A 14,461-nucleotide genomic window follows, 5' to 3' on the forward strand; every position below is an offset into this window, starting at 1 on the left:
AGTTTGTGTAAAATGCCACGCCGCGTACAGACCGCTTTTTCTGTACCAAAAAACACTATAAAAGTATAATTTAAAACTCTTGGTGGACACATGAGAACACATAAACTTGCCTCACTGGCGCTTGCAGTTAGTGCAGCGTTCAGTACTTCTATCGTTGCTCAAGAAGCAGAAACAATACAAAAGAAAGAAACTGCGCTTGAACAAATTACCGTAACCGCTCAAAAACGCACCCAGTCAATACAGGAAGTGCCTATTTCTGTAGCGACCCTAAGTGGTGAGAAATTTGAAAGCTTGTTTTCAGGTGGTGAAGATATTCTAGCATTGGCCGTTCGCGTGCCTGGTCTTTATGCTGAATCGTCAAATGGTCGCGTAGCACCCCGTTTTTATATTCGTGGCCTAGGTAACACTGACTTTGACTTGGCTGCCTCACAACCTGTTTCTATTATCATGGATGAAGTGGTAATGGAAAATGTGGTACTGAAAAGCTTCCCACTTTTTGATGTTCAACAAGTTGAAGTATTACGTGGCCCACAAGGAACCTTGTTTGGACGTAACACGACAGCCGGTATCATTAAGTTCGATACAGTAAAACCTACACAAGATTTAGAAGGTTACGCTAAGGCCGGTTTTGGTTCTTACGGCACCATGAACTTTGAAGGTGCTATTAGTGGCGGTTTAACTGATGAGCTATCAGCCCGTTTATCATTGTTATCGCAAGAGCGTGATGATTACATCGACAATGCTTTTACCGGTGAAAACGATGCAATTGGCGGCTTTGATGAGAAAGCATACCGTTTACAGCTTCTTTGGGAGCCGTCAGATGATTTCTCAGCTTTATTAAATGTTCACGGCAGAGAATTAGATGGCACAGCTTCAATTTTCCGCGCTAACGTTTTTGATGTTGGTAGCAATAACTTAAACGCAAATTACGACCGCGATACCATTTATTATGATGGAGATATCGACGGTAACGGTGCAGACAATAACCCTCAAGAATATGACGGTTTCGGCGCTTCACTAAAACTTGAATACGACATGGATGATGTCACTTTCACATCAATCTCAGCAATGGAAACCGCTGACGGTTCAAGTCTTGGTGACATTGATGGTGGTTTCAACAATGCTGATGGCACATCAGGCCCTGGATTCATTCCATTCTCTGCCGTTACTCAAGACAATCTAGACGACCTTGAGCAATATACGCAGGAATTCCGTTTATCAAGCAACACCACTGACGCAATGAACTGGCAGTTAGGCACATTCTATTATGATGCGTCTTTCAACGTAACGAGTGTAGACGGTTTTTACGGTGCAACCACCGTTTTCCATGAAAACAGAACATGGGCAGTATTTGGCCAGACTTCTTACCAAGTTAACGAGAAGCTAAATATTACCGGTGGTCTTCGTTATACCCATGACGAAAAATCATTGATTGTTGGCGATCAAAACGTAGATGGCTTCGCCGTAGTTATTGGCGCAGCTAGCGTGCAAGACTACGAACCGATTAACGTTGACGATGGACAAACCAGTTTTGAACTTAGCGCTAATTACCGTATCACAGACGATATGTCTGCATACGCTCGCTACTCAAATGGTTTCCGTGCTCAAACTATTCAAGGTCGCGATGTAGCGTTTGAAAGCTCACCATCTGTGGCTGACGCTGAAACTATTAACTCTTATGAAGTTGGTTTTAAATCTGATTTGCTAGATGGAACACTTCGCCTTAACGGTGCAGCGTTCTACTACACAGTTGACGATATGCAATTGTCAGCCATTGGCGGTGGTAACAACTTTACTGCATTGGTTAATGCCGATGAAGGCGAAGCCTATGGTTTTGAAATTGACTCTCAATGGTTAGCAACAGATGAACTAACGTTCACAGCTGGCTACAGCTACAACCATACAGAAATTAAAGATGACACATTGACGATTGGCGGTTGTGGTTCGTGTACCATTACTGATCCCGTAGCAGATGATGGTAACTACATTGTTGACGGTAACCCGTTCCCACAAGCACCAGAGTCAATCTTTAACTTTACCGCACGCTACACTGTGCCTATGGGCGATAACGGCGAGTTCTTCGTATTTACCGATTGGGCATTCCAAGGTGAAACTAACATCTTCTTATATGAGTCTGTAGAGTTCCAAACAGACGACAACTTTGAAGGTGGCTTGCGTATAGGTTACGAAAACTTTGAGCATAACTACACAGTAGCCTTGTTCGGCCGTAACATTACCGATGAAGATAACGTTAAAGGCGCTATCGACTTTAACAACCTAACCGGTATCGTTAACGAGCCACGTATTCTTGGTGTTGAAGTTAAGTACTCTTTCTACTAAGCACTACCTTGATTTAGGTTGAAAGTGCAGATCAGGTCTGCACTTCTATTTTTAGCCTTATCAAGTACTGCATTTAAGAATGATAAACATAAAAAAGCGAAGGTGTCGTTTTAACGACCCTTCGCTTTTTTGTTCTTCTATTTTTAGCTTATGCCTTTGGCTTTTCTCTATTAACTTTTACCTTTAGTTTTGGCTTTCGCTTTATCTTTTATTTCGGCAGTTAGCACGTTTGGCCGTTACTAGTGACTTAGTGACACTTACCTTAAGTCATTTACGCCTTAACTCTACACTTTAGCTACACACTTTAGCTACACAAGTGATTAGGCCGCAAATTGCGCGCTCTGCGCCCATTCTCTGTCTTTTTGTTGCCTGTCCTGCTGTAGCATTCCTTGGGATGCCTTTTCATGTACGCCCTTTTCTTCCAAAAGAAGACGCTGCAACTTTCGGCAAACATTCACCATACGAGACATCTTGGTAAAATAAACCTGCTCTATTAATTCGCCTTTTTCATTAAACATGAAACTGGCTAATTTGCAGTTTTTGTAGGGCAGATAAAAGTGGTGGATTGTGAATCGACGAGATACAGGCGCGCCCATCACTTTTTGATACATACAAAAAGGCAACGAGTCAGCTCGTTTATCACCACCAAATAAATGCGTTAAGCGCTGGAACTTATCTTGCCCTGGCGAAGATAATATTCCGAACTTTTCAATAAGTTGATCAACTGCTTTAACACCTGTAGTCATCGCGTTCACCTATATACTGTTCATTTATACAGTATATAACTAATCGTACAAAATGCAAACAAAAACACCGCATTGGCGAACCAATGCGGTGTTTTTATAATCCGTTTCGCGAACTAGACGGGAATTTTTCTATTTATTAGCCGGTGTTACTGCTGCTCTATCGATGCAGAACCCACTGATTCAATATGCTTTCTACCTTTGAATACATTTTTAATATCGTTCAATATTAGGTACAAGGCTGGTACTAGTAGCAAGGTAATAACCGTTGCAAACAAAATGCCGAAAGCCAATGAAATGGCCATAGGAATAACAATTTGTGCCTGTAGGCTTCGCTCGAATACTATTGGCATTAACCCCATAAAAGTAGTTAACGACGTTAATATAATCGCGCGGAAACGCTGCGTACCTGCACTAATGGCAGCGCGCATTAATGAATGGCCTTCTTGGCGGGCACGGTTAACAAAGTCCACCATAATCAAGCTGTCATTAACCACTACACCTGATAACGCAATAATGCCGCAAATCGACAGTACACTTACCGCCATGCCTAATACTAAGTGCCCGATAATGGCACCCACCACACCGAAAGGTATAACTGACATGATGATAAACGGTTGGCTATAAGATTTAAGAGGGATCGCCAACAGCGCGTAAATCGCAAATAAGGCAAACAATAAGCCCTGCGCCAAACTCATCATTGCATCAGCTTGTTCTTTTGCGTTTCCTTGTAACTGGAAATCAACTTTAGGGTAGCGTGCTAACAAATCAGGCATGACAGAGTCGATAACCTCACCTGTAATTTCAGACGGATCCATTAATGCCTTATCTACCACAGCAGTTACCGTAACAGAGCGGCTGCCATCTACACGAATGATAGAATCAAAGCCTTCACCCACGGTAAAGCTAGCCACTTGCTGGAAAGGTATCTCTTGGCCGTTCGGCGCACGAATACGCATATTTTCTAAATGCTCAACTGAACTACGCTCTGCTCTTGGGTAACGCACCATGACTTTGATTTCTTCATCGTCACGTTGAATACGCTGTACTTCAGCACCGTAAAAGCCAAAACGTACTTGCTGCCCAAGTTGTTGTAGCGTAATACCTAATGCATCGGCTTGAGGTTTCAATGCTAATTGAATCTCTTCACTACCACCTGAGAAGGTATCGTTAATGTCAGTTACGCCATCGTAACCGGACAAGATGCTTTTTAGTTCATCACTTACGGCTCTTAACGACCTAATATCACCAGAACTAAATTCGAAGCTAAGATCAGCACCACCACCTGGGCCACCAGGGGCGCCAATACTAAACGTCTTAACGCCTGGTATTTCAGACATTTCGTCACGCCACAGCTGATGAATTTCATAATCGGCCATGGTACGAGTTTCACCTTTGGTCAGTTCGGCAAACACCTCCCCACCCAAGTCACCGTTATCAAACGCCATAGAGTGTTTGATTACACCTTCTCCGGTATCGTCACGCACCTTTTCATCCATTCGCATCATGCCTTCACGTAAAGCCGTAAGCACTTCGTCTCGTTGTTTTAACGAAGAGCCGGGCTCTAGCTCAAAACTTGCAAACATGAAGTCGCTAGGAATACTGGGGAAGAAAACAAATCGAACAATGCCGCCGCCAAATAAACCAATAGTAAGAATTAGCATGGCCAAGAAAACGGATACCGTGGTGTAGCGATTGCGTATTGTCTTTTCTAGAAATGGGGCGTAAACATTGTGTATAAAACGCTTAATACCTTCACTGAAAAAGTCTCTGAACTTTTGCAGTTTGTTAGCCTTTGCTGGGTCGTAAGGCTTTAGCTTCATGTGCACTAAATGTGCAGGCAAAATAAGCTTCGACTCGATGAGTGAAAACACCAAGCAAATGATCACCACTAGCCCAATGGTTTTCCAAATGACACCAAAGGGACCAGATACCATTAGCATAGGAGAGAATGCCGCTATGGTAGTAAGCACCCCAAAGGTGGCTGGCATAGCCACTTTCTTAACACCTGCAATGACATTTTCGGTGCTGTGCCCTTTTTGATCAATTTCGGAATAGGCCGATTCCCCCATTATGATGGCATCGTCCACCACTATTCCAAGTACCAGAATAAAGGCAAATAAGCTCAGCATGTTGATAGACACACCAAGCATATCGATAGGCATAACCAATAACGTACCCAAAAAGCAAACAGGCAAGCCAACAATAACCCAGAACGCCAGCTTTATTCTTAAAAACAACGACAGTACTAAGAACACCAATAAACCACCAAAGAACATATTTTCTAGCATCATGTTTAATCTATCCGCTAGATAAAACGAACTATCTCCCCATGTGTCGGCGGAAATATGGGCTGGAAAGTCATTCTTTTTCTCGTCAATGTAGCCGTTTACTTGTTCTGATATCTCTAATGCATTTTGATCACCCACCGCTTGCACACGAAGGCTAACCGCTGGCTTTCCATCGAATAATGCATATTGGTTGTTCTCAATAAAACCATCATTTATATAAGCAACATCGCCTAACGTTACCCGTGTACCATCAGCATTGGTAACCAACACTATTTGAGAGAAATCCCAACCCGTGTAAGCCTGCCCTTTGGTTCTAAGCAGAATATCGCCATTTTCTGTTCGAATAGAACCACCAGGTAAATCGATACTCGACTGACTTAAACGACTTACGGCGTCGGCAAAGGTCAGGTTATATTTTTGTAAGTCGACCTCAGACAGTTCAACCGAAATTTCGTAATCCCTGGCACCAACAACTTGCACGCTCGAAATACCAGGAAGGTTTGCAACATCATCGCGAATGTCTTTTGCAAACTCTTTCAGTTCACGTTCACTGGCATCGCCAAACACAGATATCCAAATAACATCTTGCTGAATCTTTTGGCGATAGATAACTGGCTTTTCTGTATCGGCTGGAAAAAGAGGTATGGCATCAACTTGCACCTTCACTTCATCAAGTAAAGATTGGATATCGTAATCTTCTTCAACTTGAATGCTCACCGTACCCATCCCCTCTACCGCAGTAGAAGTGACTTGTTTAATGCCTTCTAAGTTCTTAATCGACTCTTCTATCTTGAGAATTACGCCCTCTTCTACTTCTTGAGGCGCAGCACCCAAGTACGGTACGCGAACGTTAATGATGTCTATTTCAAAACTAGGGAAAACTTGCTTTTGAATACTAAAGGCACCAAATAGCCCGCCAACAATTAACAACCACATCAACAGGTTTGCGGCAACATTGTTGCGCGCAAACCAAGCGATTAACCCTTTTTGCGTATCAATTTGACTCATTACTTACCCCCAGAAGAAGCAGGGCTGGTTTCAGTAGCATTGTCTTTAACGCCTACTGTTTCAGTGTCTGACTCTTTATCGTTCTCTGCTTCTGGTGGCATGGCAGGCTCATCACCTGGAAGTCTTACTTTCATGCCATTGTAAGGATTCGGAACCGCACTGGTTACTACTAACGCGCCACTGTTTAAGCCACTACCAATGAAGGCTTCTTCTGCCGTGGTACGCACTACGTCTACCGGTACAATTTCAATTTCACGATTGTCATTTACAATTAGCACTGTGTTATCGAGGCGTAATATCGAGCGCGGCAATACGGTTAAGTCTTGCTTTTGATGAGAAACGATTTTGGCTTGAACGAATTGGCCAAAGCGAAGTGGCGCATTGTCGCCACCATTAAATTGATAAGGGTCTTTAACTTCAACCACGGCGTAAAGCACGCGACTGCCTGAATCCAAAATGCCTTCAGAGCGAACTAACTTACCAGTCCAAGTTCTATTTTTACCGCCTACCGTGGCGTTTAATGTCACATCAGATTGATTGCTTGATTGGTTACCAATATCAACAAACATCAAGTCTTTATCGGTGATAGGTAAACGTACCTCAGCGGTGTCAGTTGAATAAACGGTGCTTACTGTGGCCCCTGCTGATACAAATTGACCTAAGTCGATGTTTCGCTCAACCACGATGCCATTGTACGGCGCTTTAATTTGGGTACGATCAAGATTACGTTTAGCACGCTCTAGTTTTGCCTCTGAGGCTTTAACATTGGCCTGCTCTTTTGCTAATTGAGGTTTACGCAAGCCAAGCTCTGGCGGCACTACACTGCTGACTGAACGCCATTCTTGCTCGGCTACTTTGCCTCTTGCTAGTTCTTCTTGAAGAGCAGCATGTGCTTGCGCTAGTTCGGCTTCGGCCAGCTTTACTTCAGTGCGGTAGTCATCTTGTTCAAGGGTGATTAACACATCCCCTTTTTGGAACATGCCCCCAACAATAAATTTATCGGACAAACTCACTACGCGGCCACTTACTTGTGCGCTAAGTGATGTTTTGTTGCGCGGCACTACATTGCCCTGAGAGTCAACCACAAAGCTAACAGGTTGGTATTCCATTGGTTTGGCATCAACAAGGAAGGCTTGCGTTTCAACGGGAATTTGCTCTGGCGGCTTACGTGAAGAAATCATAATTGCCGCAATAACAAACGCGACCAGAATGATGATAAGAGGTATACCGCTTTTGAGCCAAATGGAGTTTTTCATTATTTTCCCTGTAAAACGTAGTACTAATACATAACCTTTGAATCGAGACTCACCTATTTGCATAAGTGAAATGTGTCTGGCGAACAATGGGTTAAAGCTATACGTGATTTATTATTTTTTTATTGTTTCTAGTGTAATGTGTTTCGACGTGAAGCGCTTGTCTTCGTTTGTTAAAAATTGTGAATTATTCAACTAATTATTGCGCTACTCATCGTAATATAAAAAAAACCGCATCGAATTAAAATGTAAGATTGCTAAATGAGTAATAATCGTTGATTATTTAAACACCTGCACACTCGCAGGAAAAGTTGCACTTATCGATGCAACAACGAATTTGTTACGCTAAAAGGGATGACCTGTCATGAGCCTAAAAAAGCAATACCTGAAATCTAAACCCATTTGTAAAGTAACATTCCGCCTTTCCGCTGAAGAAGCAAAAAATGCCGATGAGGCTAGCTTAGTGGGTGACTTTACCGAATGGGACAAGCAACCTCTCTCGATGAAAAAACTAAAGAGTGGCGATTTTACGCTAACGATCAATTTAGAAACCGATCACGAGTACCAATTTCGCTATTTACTCGATGGTGATATGTGGGAAAACGATTGGGCCGCCGATGCTTATCTCCCCTCTACCATTGGAAGCGAAGATAATTCTGTGGTTCGTGTTTAACACTACCCTCGTCTGCGGTTTCTAACCGTTAATACGAGCATTAAAAAGGCTGCGTTTAAAGGCAGCCTTTTTTGATATTTATAAAAGCATTGTATTTATAGTGTGTTTTCTAGTTCAGGCAACACATCAAATAAATCGCCAACAAGACCGTAATCCGCTACCTGGAAAATAGGCGCTTCTTCGTCTTTGTTGATAGCAACAATGACTTTAGAGTCTTTCATACCGGCAAGATGCTGAATGGCACCCGAAATACCTACGGCAATATACAGCTGCGGTGCAACGATTTTACCCGTTTGGCCAACCTGCATGTCATTCGGTACGAAGCCCGCATCAACTGCGGCACGAGATGCACCAATAGCAGCACCAAGCTTGTCAGCAATACCTTCAAGTAACTTGAAGTTTTCGCCGTTTTGCATACCACGACCACCAGAGATAACCACTTCAGCGGCGGTCAACTCAGGGCGCTCAGACTCGGTAAGCTCTTCAGACACAAAGCTAGACTTTTCGCTTTCTTTAACCACATCGAGTGTCGTTACTTCAGCGCTTCCGCCTGTTGTTGCAGCATCAAAAGAAGCGGCACGTACAGTGATCACCTTTTTGCTATCAGACGATTGTACTGTCGCAATAGCGTTACCAGCGTAAATAGGTCTAATAAAGGTATCTTCGCTTTCAACACCAATGATGTCAGAAATTTGAGCAACATCTAAAAGTGCAGCAACACGAGGCATGAAGTTCTTGCCTGTGGTAGTAGCTGCGGCTAATAAATGGCTGTAATCATCAGCAAGTGATAACACAAGATCAGCGACGTTTTCGGCAAGCTGGTATTTGTAGACTGCGTTGTCGATAAGCAATACTTTGCTTACACCGTCAATTTGCGCAGCACTGTCAGCAACGGCCTGACAACCTTCACCCGCTACAAGCACGTGAATATCGCCACCCATTTTCGCTGCAGCATGAACCATTTTTGCAGTTTCTGACTTCAAGCTAGCATTGTCGTGCTCGGCATATACAAGAACTGTCATGAGATCACCTTTGCTTCATTCTTAAGTTTTTCGACCAACTCAGCAACATCCGCAACTTTCACTCCACCTTCACGTTGAGGTGGCGGCGTTACTTTGAGAACTTTAACGTTAGATTCAAGTGCCACACCGAAGTCGGCAGCTGATTTAACATCTAGCGGCTTACGTTTCGCTTTCATAATGTTTGGCAGCGAAGCATAGCGAGGTTCGTTCAAACGTAAATCGGTAGTCACAACAGCTGGCAACGTTAAGGCAACGGTTTGTAAACCGCCATCAACTTCACGGGTAACGTTAACGCTTGTTCCGTCTACCGCTACTTCTGATGCAAAGGTGCCTTGAGGCATACCGGTTAATGCAGCAAGCATTTGTCCGGTTTGGTTATTGTCTGAATCGATACTTTGTTTACCTAAAACCACCAATTGAGGTTGTTCTTCTTCAACAACTTTAGCAAGCAGCTTAGCCACTTGAAGAGAATCTAGGTTTTGGTCTGTATCAATTTGAATACCGCGGTCGGCGCCTAGTGCTAACGCAGTACGAATTTGTTCTTGGCAGCTTTTATCGCCAATAGAAACCACAACGATTTCAGTCGCTATTCCCTTTTCTTTTAGTCTTACTGCTTCTTCAACAGCAATTTCACAAAAAGGGTTAATGGCCATTTTAGCGTTAGTAAGGTCAACGCCAGAGTTATCGGCCTTCACTCTTACTTTAACGTTATAATCGATCGCGCGTTTGACCGGAACGAGTATTTTCATATTTACCTCAATTGTTGAGTTCGTCGGTGTATGTTGCTATTCCATGCTAATAAGCGGTTAAGGAAACAGCGTTACTTCACCACGCATTCTGAAACTTTAACAATGTGCTTTACGCTAACTTTGCGTTGTGGCGAAGACATTTTCAAAAGGCTAGACCCAAAATATCATTAACACCACGTTTACTTGCACAGTATTTATGCTGCTAGTTAACGTTAACGTAAACTCCCTGCAATGTACTTACTGTTGACGTAAACGTCAACCTAGATTACCTTTCAGGGCGACAATTAATTTACATGTTTTTGACACATCGCATTATTTGTTTCATCAATAGTGCACTATAAAAAACCGAACATAAGGAGCCACCCGTGGAACGAGAATCGATGGAGTTTGACGTAGTCATCGTCGGTGCCGGCCCAGCTGGACTATCAACCGCCTGCAAGCTTATGCAGCTTGCCAATGAAAACAACCAAGAACTCATGGTCTGTGTTGTCGAAAAAGGCTCTGAAGTGGGTGCACATATTCTCTCAGGTGCGGTATTTGAGCCTAGAGCAATGAACGAACTTTTTCCAGATTGGAAGGAAAAAGGCGCACCTTTGAACACCCCAGTGACCGAAGATCATATTTATTTATTGAATAGTGAATCATCATCAAAACGCCTACCAAACGCAATTACCCCTAAAACCATGCATAACGATGGTAACTATATTGTGTCGATGGGTAATGTCTGTCGCTGGTTAGCTGAACAAGCAGAGCAACTAGGTGTGGAAGTCTTTCCAGGCTTTGCGGCTTCAGAGGTCATTTATAATGACGACGGCAGTGTTGGCGGCGTTTTAACTGGCGATATGGGCGTTGGCGCTGATGGACAACCAAAAGATGGCTATATGCCGGGCATGGAACTTCGTGCGAAATACACGGTATTTGCAGAAGGTTGCCGTGGGCATTTAGGTAAAGACCTTATCGAGCACTTTTCGCTTGATAAAGACGCCTCGCCTCAACATTACGCAATAGGCTTTAAAGAAATTTGGGATATTGACCCTGCTAAGCATCAACCTGGATTAGTAGTGCACAGTGCTGGTTGGCCGCTAAACGACGCAACTGGCGGTAGCTACCTGTACCACGCAGAAGATAATCAGGTATTTGTCGGTCTTATTGTTGATTTGAACTACAGCAACCCATACTTGAGCCCGTTTGATGAATTCCAACAATTAAAGCACCACCCTGTATTTAAACAATATTTGGAAGGCGGGAAGCGTGTTTCTTACGGAGCCCGTGCTATTGCAAAAGGTGGCTTTAATTCTTTGCCTAAAATGACATTCCCGGGTGGCATATTAGTAGGTTGTGAAGCAGGGACACTTAACTTTGCTAAAATTAAAGGCAACCATACAGCCATGAAATCAGGCATGTTGGCTGCTGAATCTATTATTGAAGCATTAGCGAAAGATGCCGAGGCACCTGAAAGTGAATTAACTAGCTATACCGATAAATTTAAAAATTCGTGGGTATATGATGAATTATTCCGTTCACGTAATTTCGGACCGGCTATTCATAAATTAGGTAATTTCTGGGGTGGCGCATTTAATACCCTAGAGCAGAACTTCTTTAATGGTAATTTGTTTTTCACCATGAAAGACGAACATAAAGATTATGCTCAACTTGATTTGGCTGCTGATGCAAAAGAAATTGCCTATCCTAAACCGGATGGCGTTTTAAGTTTTGATAAACTTTCTTCGGTATTTTTATCAAATACCAATCATGAAGAAGAACAACCTTGTCATTTACAATTAAAAGATGCCTCTATTCCTTTAGAAGTGAACTTCCCTAAATACGCAGAACCTGCGCAGCGCTATTGTCCTGCCGGCGTTTACGAAATAATTGAAGAGGAAGGGTCTAAACGTTTTCAAATTAATGCGCAAAACTGCGTGCATTGTAAAACCTGCGATATTAAAGATCCTTCACAAAATATTCGTTGGGTTGTGCCTGAAGGAGCCGGTGGTCCAAATTACCCGAACATGTAATTTAAAGCCATTTATCTTAAAAAATTAAAAAGCGGACTCTCTCCGCTTTTTTTTTGTGCTAAATTTAATTATGATTCGCCCGAAAAATCCACTACGAAACGCTAAGGTTATTAAATGAACGAATTTTTAGATATTTTAACCCATGGAAGACGTTTACAAGGTGCTGTAAAGGAATTAAGCATTCAAGAGCTAGAAACTGTGCAAGAAAAACTTGCAAACATTATTGATAAAAGAAAAGAAAAAGCGCTTGAAGAAGAAAAAGTCGGTCAAGAAAAACGCGCCAAGCTTGAAGAAATTAAAAAACAAATGGAAGAAGCGGGTTTAAATTTTGAAGACTTACAATCATTAAATGAAGACACCCCTAAAAAGGTAGGTAAAAAGCGTCCAGTTAAATACAAATTAACGGATAGCGAAGGTGTTACCCACCCTTGGACAGGTATTGGTCGTATGCCTCGCGTATACAAAGAAGCACTTGAAAGCGGAAAGTCGTTGGAAGACTATTCAGTAAACGCGTAGTGCTAGTGCTATAAAGTGGGTTAGCAGTGAATTAGTTTACTGCTAACCACCCTATCTCTTGTCATTTTTAAATTTCCCCCCACTACTAGTCTTAATTACTATTTTTAATAGGGTATAAAGTGTCTTTGCATTTCAAATTATCTGAAGCCCAGAAAAATTCACCATGGCTAGTGTTAGTTCATGGTTTGTTTGGTAGTGCTGACAATTTAGCAGGTGTTAAACGCCATTTTGAAAGCACTTATAATATTATTAGTATAGATTTACCTGATCATGGGCAATCCCCTTGGACTGACGGGTTTTCGTTGGAAGCCGCAGTAACGGGAATTGTTGAAATACTCGATAACAACCAGGTTGATAAAGCTGCCTTTTTAGGGCATTCCTTAGGCGGTAAAGTGGTAATGCAATTTGCGTTATTAAACCCAGACCGTGTTAGCCATTTAATAGTGGCAGATATTGCCCCCGTCAAATATTCACATAGTCATCAAGCGGTGTTCGATGGCCTTAAAAATGTTCCTCTAGACGCAATAAGTGATAGAAAAGAGGCACAAACCGCCCTTTCTGAATACGTTAAAGAACCTGGTGTACAGCAGTTCTTGCTTAAAAGCCTATACCAAACTGATAACGATGAGTGGCAATGGCGTTTTAATGTTGATGGATTAATTGAAAGTTATTCACGAATACTTGATTGGCCTCAAAGTAATTTGACCTTTGAAGGGATAACCTTGTTTATTAAAGGAGCCGAGTCGGATTACATTAATAATTCTTATAGGAAGGAAATTGCAAAATACTTTCCTGGTGCCAAGGCACACATTATTGAGGGTACAGGGCACTGGCTACATGCTGAGAAACCAAGTGTTTTCAATGCAATTGTGGCTCGCACATTAGAAAAGACACCAAGTTAGCGCCATCTAAGATGCGAATGACTATTATTACTTTTTTTTGACCCTTTTTGACTCTGCTAGGCGTATATACTGTGATATAGTTGCGCCAGATTTTTTCCAATAAAGACACTATGCTTGCAGAAAACTTTGAGCTAATTGAAACCATCATGCTGTACGGCGGTTTATTTATACTATTTGTATTGATGAGCTTTGCGGTACACGATGTCCTATCGAAAAATAATGTGCCGTTAATTGGGCGTGTTGTGACCTATGGGGTATTAGGCTTAGGGGCCATTGGTTTCCTAGCAAAGGGAATCATTGAATGGTTCTGGCTAAGCACAGGTGTATAGTAACTAGTAACGAATAATAGAGGTTTGATATGGCAAGCGTTGGCCTGTTTTTCGGAAGTGACACCGGTAATACCGAACATGTTGCGAAAATGATCCAGAAGGAACTGGGTAAACAGCTAATTGATGTAAAAGACATTGCCAAGAGCAGCAAAGAAGATATAGCAGAGTTTGATTTGCTTATTTTCGGGATCCCTACTTGGTACTATGGTGAAGCGCAGTGTGACTGGGATGATTTCTTCCCAGAACTAGAAGACATTGATTTTACCGACAAGCTCGTGGCTATTTTTGGCTGTGGCGATCAGGAAGACTATGCAGAATACTTCCTTGATGCTATGGGTATGGTTCGCGATATCGTTGAAGGCCGTGGCGCCATCTTAGTAGGACAATGGCCTACCGAGAGTTACGATTTCGAAGCATCTAAAGGTATGGCAGACGACAACCACTTTGTGGGCTTAGGCATTGATGAAGACCGTCAGCCAGAGCTTACCGAGTCGCGTGTTAAGTCATGGTGTAAGCAAATTCACGACGAACTGTGTTTGTCTGAGTTAGCCTAGCTTTAATAGTTTTTTCAGCTTCATGCTGATGAGTAATAAAAACGCCGCTTATTTTAGCGGCGTTTT

General features: G+C 42.5%; 12 protein-coding genes. 7 read left to right on the plus strand and 5 right to left on the minus strand.

What is annotated here, in order from left to right:
- The first annotated feature begins 90 nt into the window (after window positions 1-90).
- Complete coding sequence (locus tag R1T43_RS11630) at window positions 91-2,340, plus strand: TonB-dependent receptor (protein WP_317349034.1); 2,250 nt, start codon at window positions 91-93, stop codon at window positions 2,338-2,340.
- 320 nt (window positions 2,341-2,660) lie between these two features.
- On the opposite strand, the gene R1T43_RS11635 is transcribed toward R1T43_RS11630, so the two are convergent.
- From R1T43_RS11635 to R1T43_RS11645, 3 genes are all read right to left on the minus strand, one after another.
- Complete coding sequence (locus R1T43_RS11635) at window positions 2,661-3,086, minus strand: hypothetical protein (RefSeq protein WP_211070832.1); 426 nt, start codon at window positions 3,084-3,086, stop codon at window positions 2,661-2,663.
- Between the two features lie 146 nt (window positions 3,087-3,232).
- Complete coding sequence (locus R1T43_RS11640) at window positions 3,233-6,382, minus strand: efflux RND transporter permease subunit (RefSeq protein ID WP_317349038.1); 3,150 nt, start codon at window positions 6,380-6,382, stop codon at window positions 3,233-3,235.
- On the minus strand, window positions 6,382-7,638 hold the full coding sequence (locus tag R1T43_RS11645) for an efflux RND transporter periplasmic adaptor subunit (RefSeq protein ID WP_317349040.1): 1,257 nt from the start codon (window positions 7,636-7,638) through the stop codon (window positions 6,382-6,384). Before R1T43_RS11645 ends, R1T43_RS11640 begins: the two co-directional genes overlap by 1 nt.
- A gap of 361 nt (window positions 7,639-7,999) precedes the next feature.
- Between R1T43_RS11645 and R1T43_RS11650 the strand changes: the two genes are divergently transcribed.
- Window positions 8,000-8,308 (plus strand): isoamylase early set domain-containing protein, encoded by a 309-nt coding sequence (locus tag R1T43_RS11650; protein WP_317349041.1) that lies wholly within the window; start codon window positions 8,000-8,002, stop codon window positions 8,306-8,308.
- 95 nt (window positions 8,309-8,403) lie between these two features.
- Here the strand turns inward: R1T43_RS11650 and R1T43_RS11655 are convergent, their stop codons facing one another.
- Window positions 8,404-9,330 carry an electron transfer flavoprotein subunit alpha/FixB family protein gene (locus R1T43_RS11655; RefSeq protein ID WP_013784288.1) on the minus strand — a complete coding sequence of 309 codons (927 nt, stop codon included), beginning with the start codon at window positions 9,328-9,330 and terminating at the stop codon, window positions 8,404-8,406.
- Window positions 9,327-10,079 carry an electron transfer flavoprotein subunit beta/FixA family protein gene (locus R1T43_RS11660; protein ID WP_061997369.1) on the minus strand — a complete coding sequence of 251 codons (753 nt, stop codon included), beginning with the start codon at window positions 10,077-10,079 and terminating at the stop codon, window positions 9,327-9,329. The genes R1T43_RS11655 and R1T43_RS11660 overlap by 4 nt, the downstream gene beginning before the upstream one ends.
- 365 nt (window positions 10,080-10,444) lie before the next feature.
- Between R1T43_RS11660 and R1T43_RS11665 the strand changes: the two genes are divergently transcribed.
- The 5 genes from R1T43_RS11665 (at window position 10,445) to fldA (ending at window position 14,395) form a co-directional block, all read left to right on the plus strand.
- Window positions 10,445-12,094, plus strand: coding sequence for an electron transfer flavoprotein-ubiquinone oxidoreductase (locus R1T43_RS11665; RefSeq protein WP_211070827.1), 1,650 nt, complete (start codon window positions 10,445-10,447; stop codon window positions 12,092-12,094).
- Between the two features lie 114 nt (window positions 12,095-12,208).
- Window positions 12,209-12,610, plus strand: a complete 402-nt coding sequence (locus R1T43_RS11670; protein WP_062086422.1) for an H-NS family nucleoid-associated regulatory protein — start codon at window positions 12,209-12,211, stop codon at window positions 12,608-12,610.
- A gap of 119 nt (window positions 12,611-12,729) precedes the next feature.
- Window positions 12,730-13,512, plus strand: a complete 783-nt coding sequence (locus R1T43_RS11675) for an alpha/beta fold hydrolase (protein ID WP_317349047.1) — start codon at window positions 12,730-12,732, stop codon at window positions 13,510-13,512.
- 110 nt (window positions 13,513-13,622) lie between these two features.
- Window positions 13,623-13,841: a DUF2788 domain-containing protein gene (locus tag R1T43_RS11680; protein WP_057792124.1), complete on the plus strand. Its 219-nt coding sequence runs from the start codon at window positions 13,623-13,625 to the stop codon at window positions 13,839-13,841.
- A gap of 29 nt (window positions 13,842-13,870) precedes the next feature.
- Window positions 13,871-14,395, plus strand: a complete 525-nt coding sequence (gene fldA, locus R1T43_RS11685; RefSeq protein WP_013784294.1) for a flavodoxin FldA — start codon at window positions 13,871-13,873, stop codon at window positions 14,393-14,395.
- The last annotated feature ends 66 nt before the right edge of the window (window positions 14,396-14,461 follow it).

It is taken from the genome of Alteromonas sp. CI.11.F.A3 (genome assembly GCF_032925565.1).
Classification (GTDB): domain Bacteria; phylum Pseudomonadota; class Gammaproteobacteria; order Enterobacterales; family Alteromonadaceae; genus Alteromonas.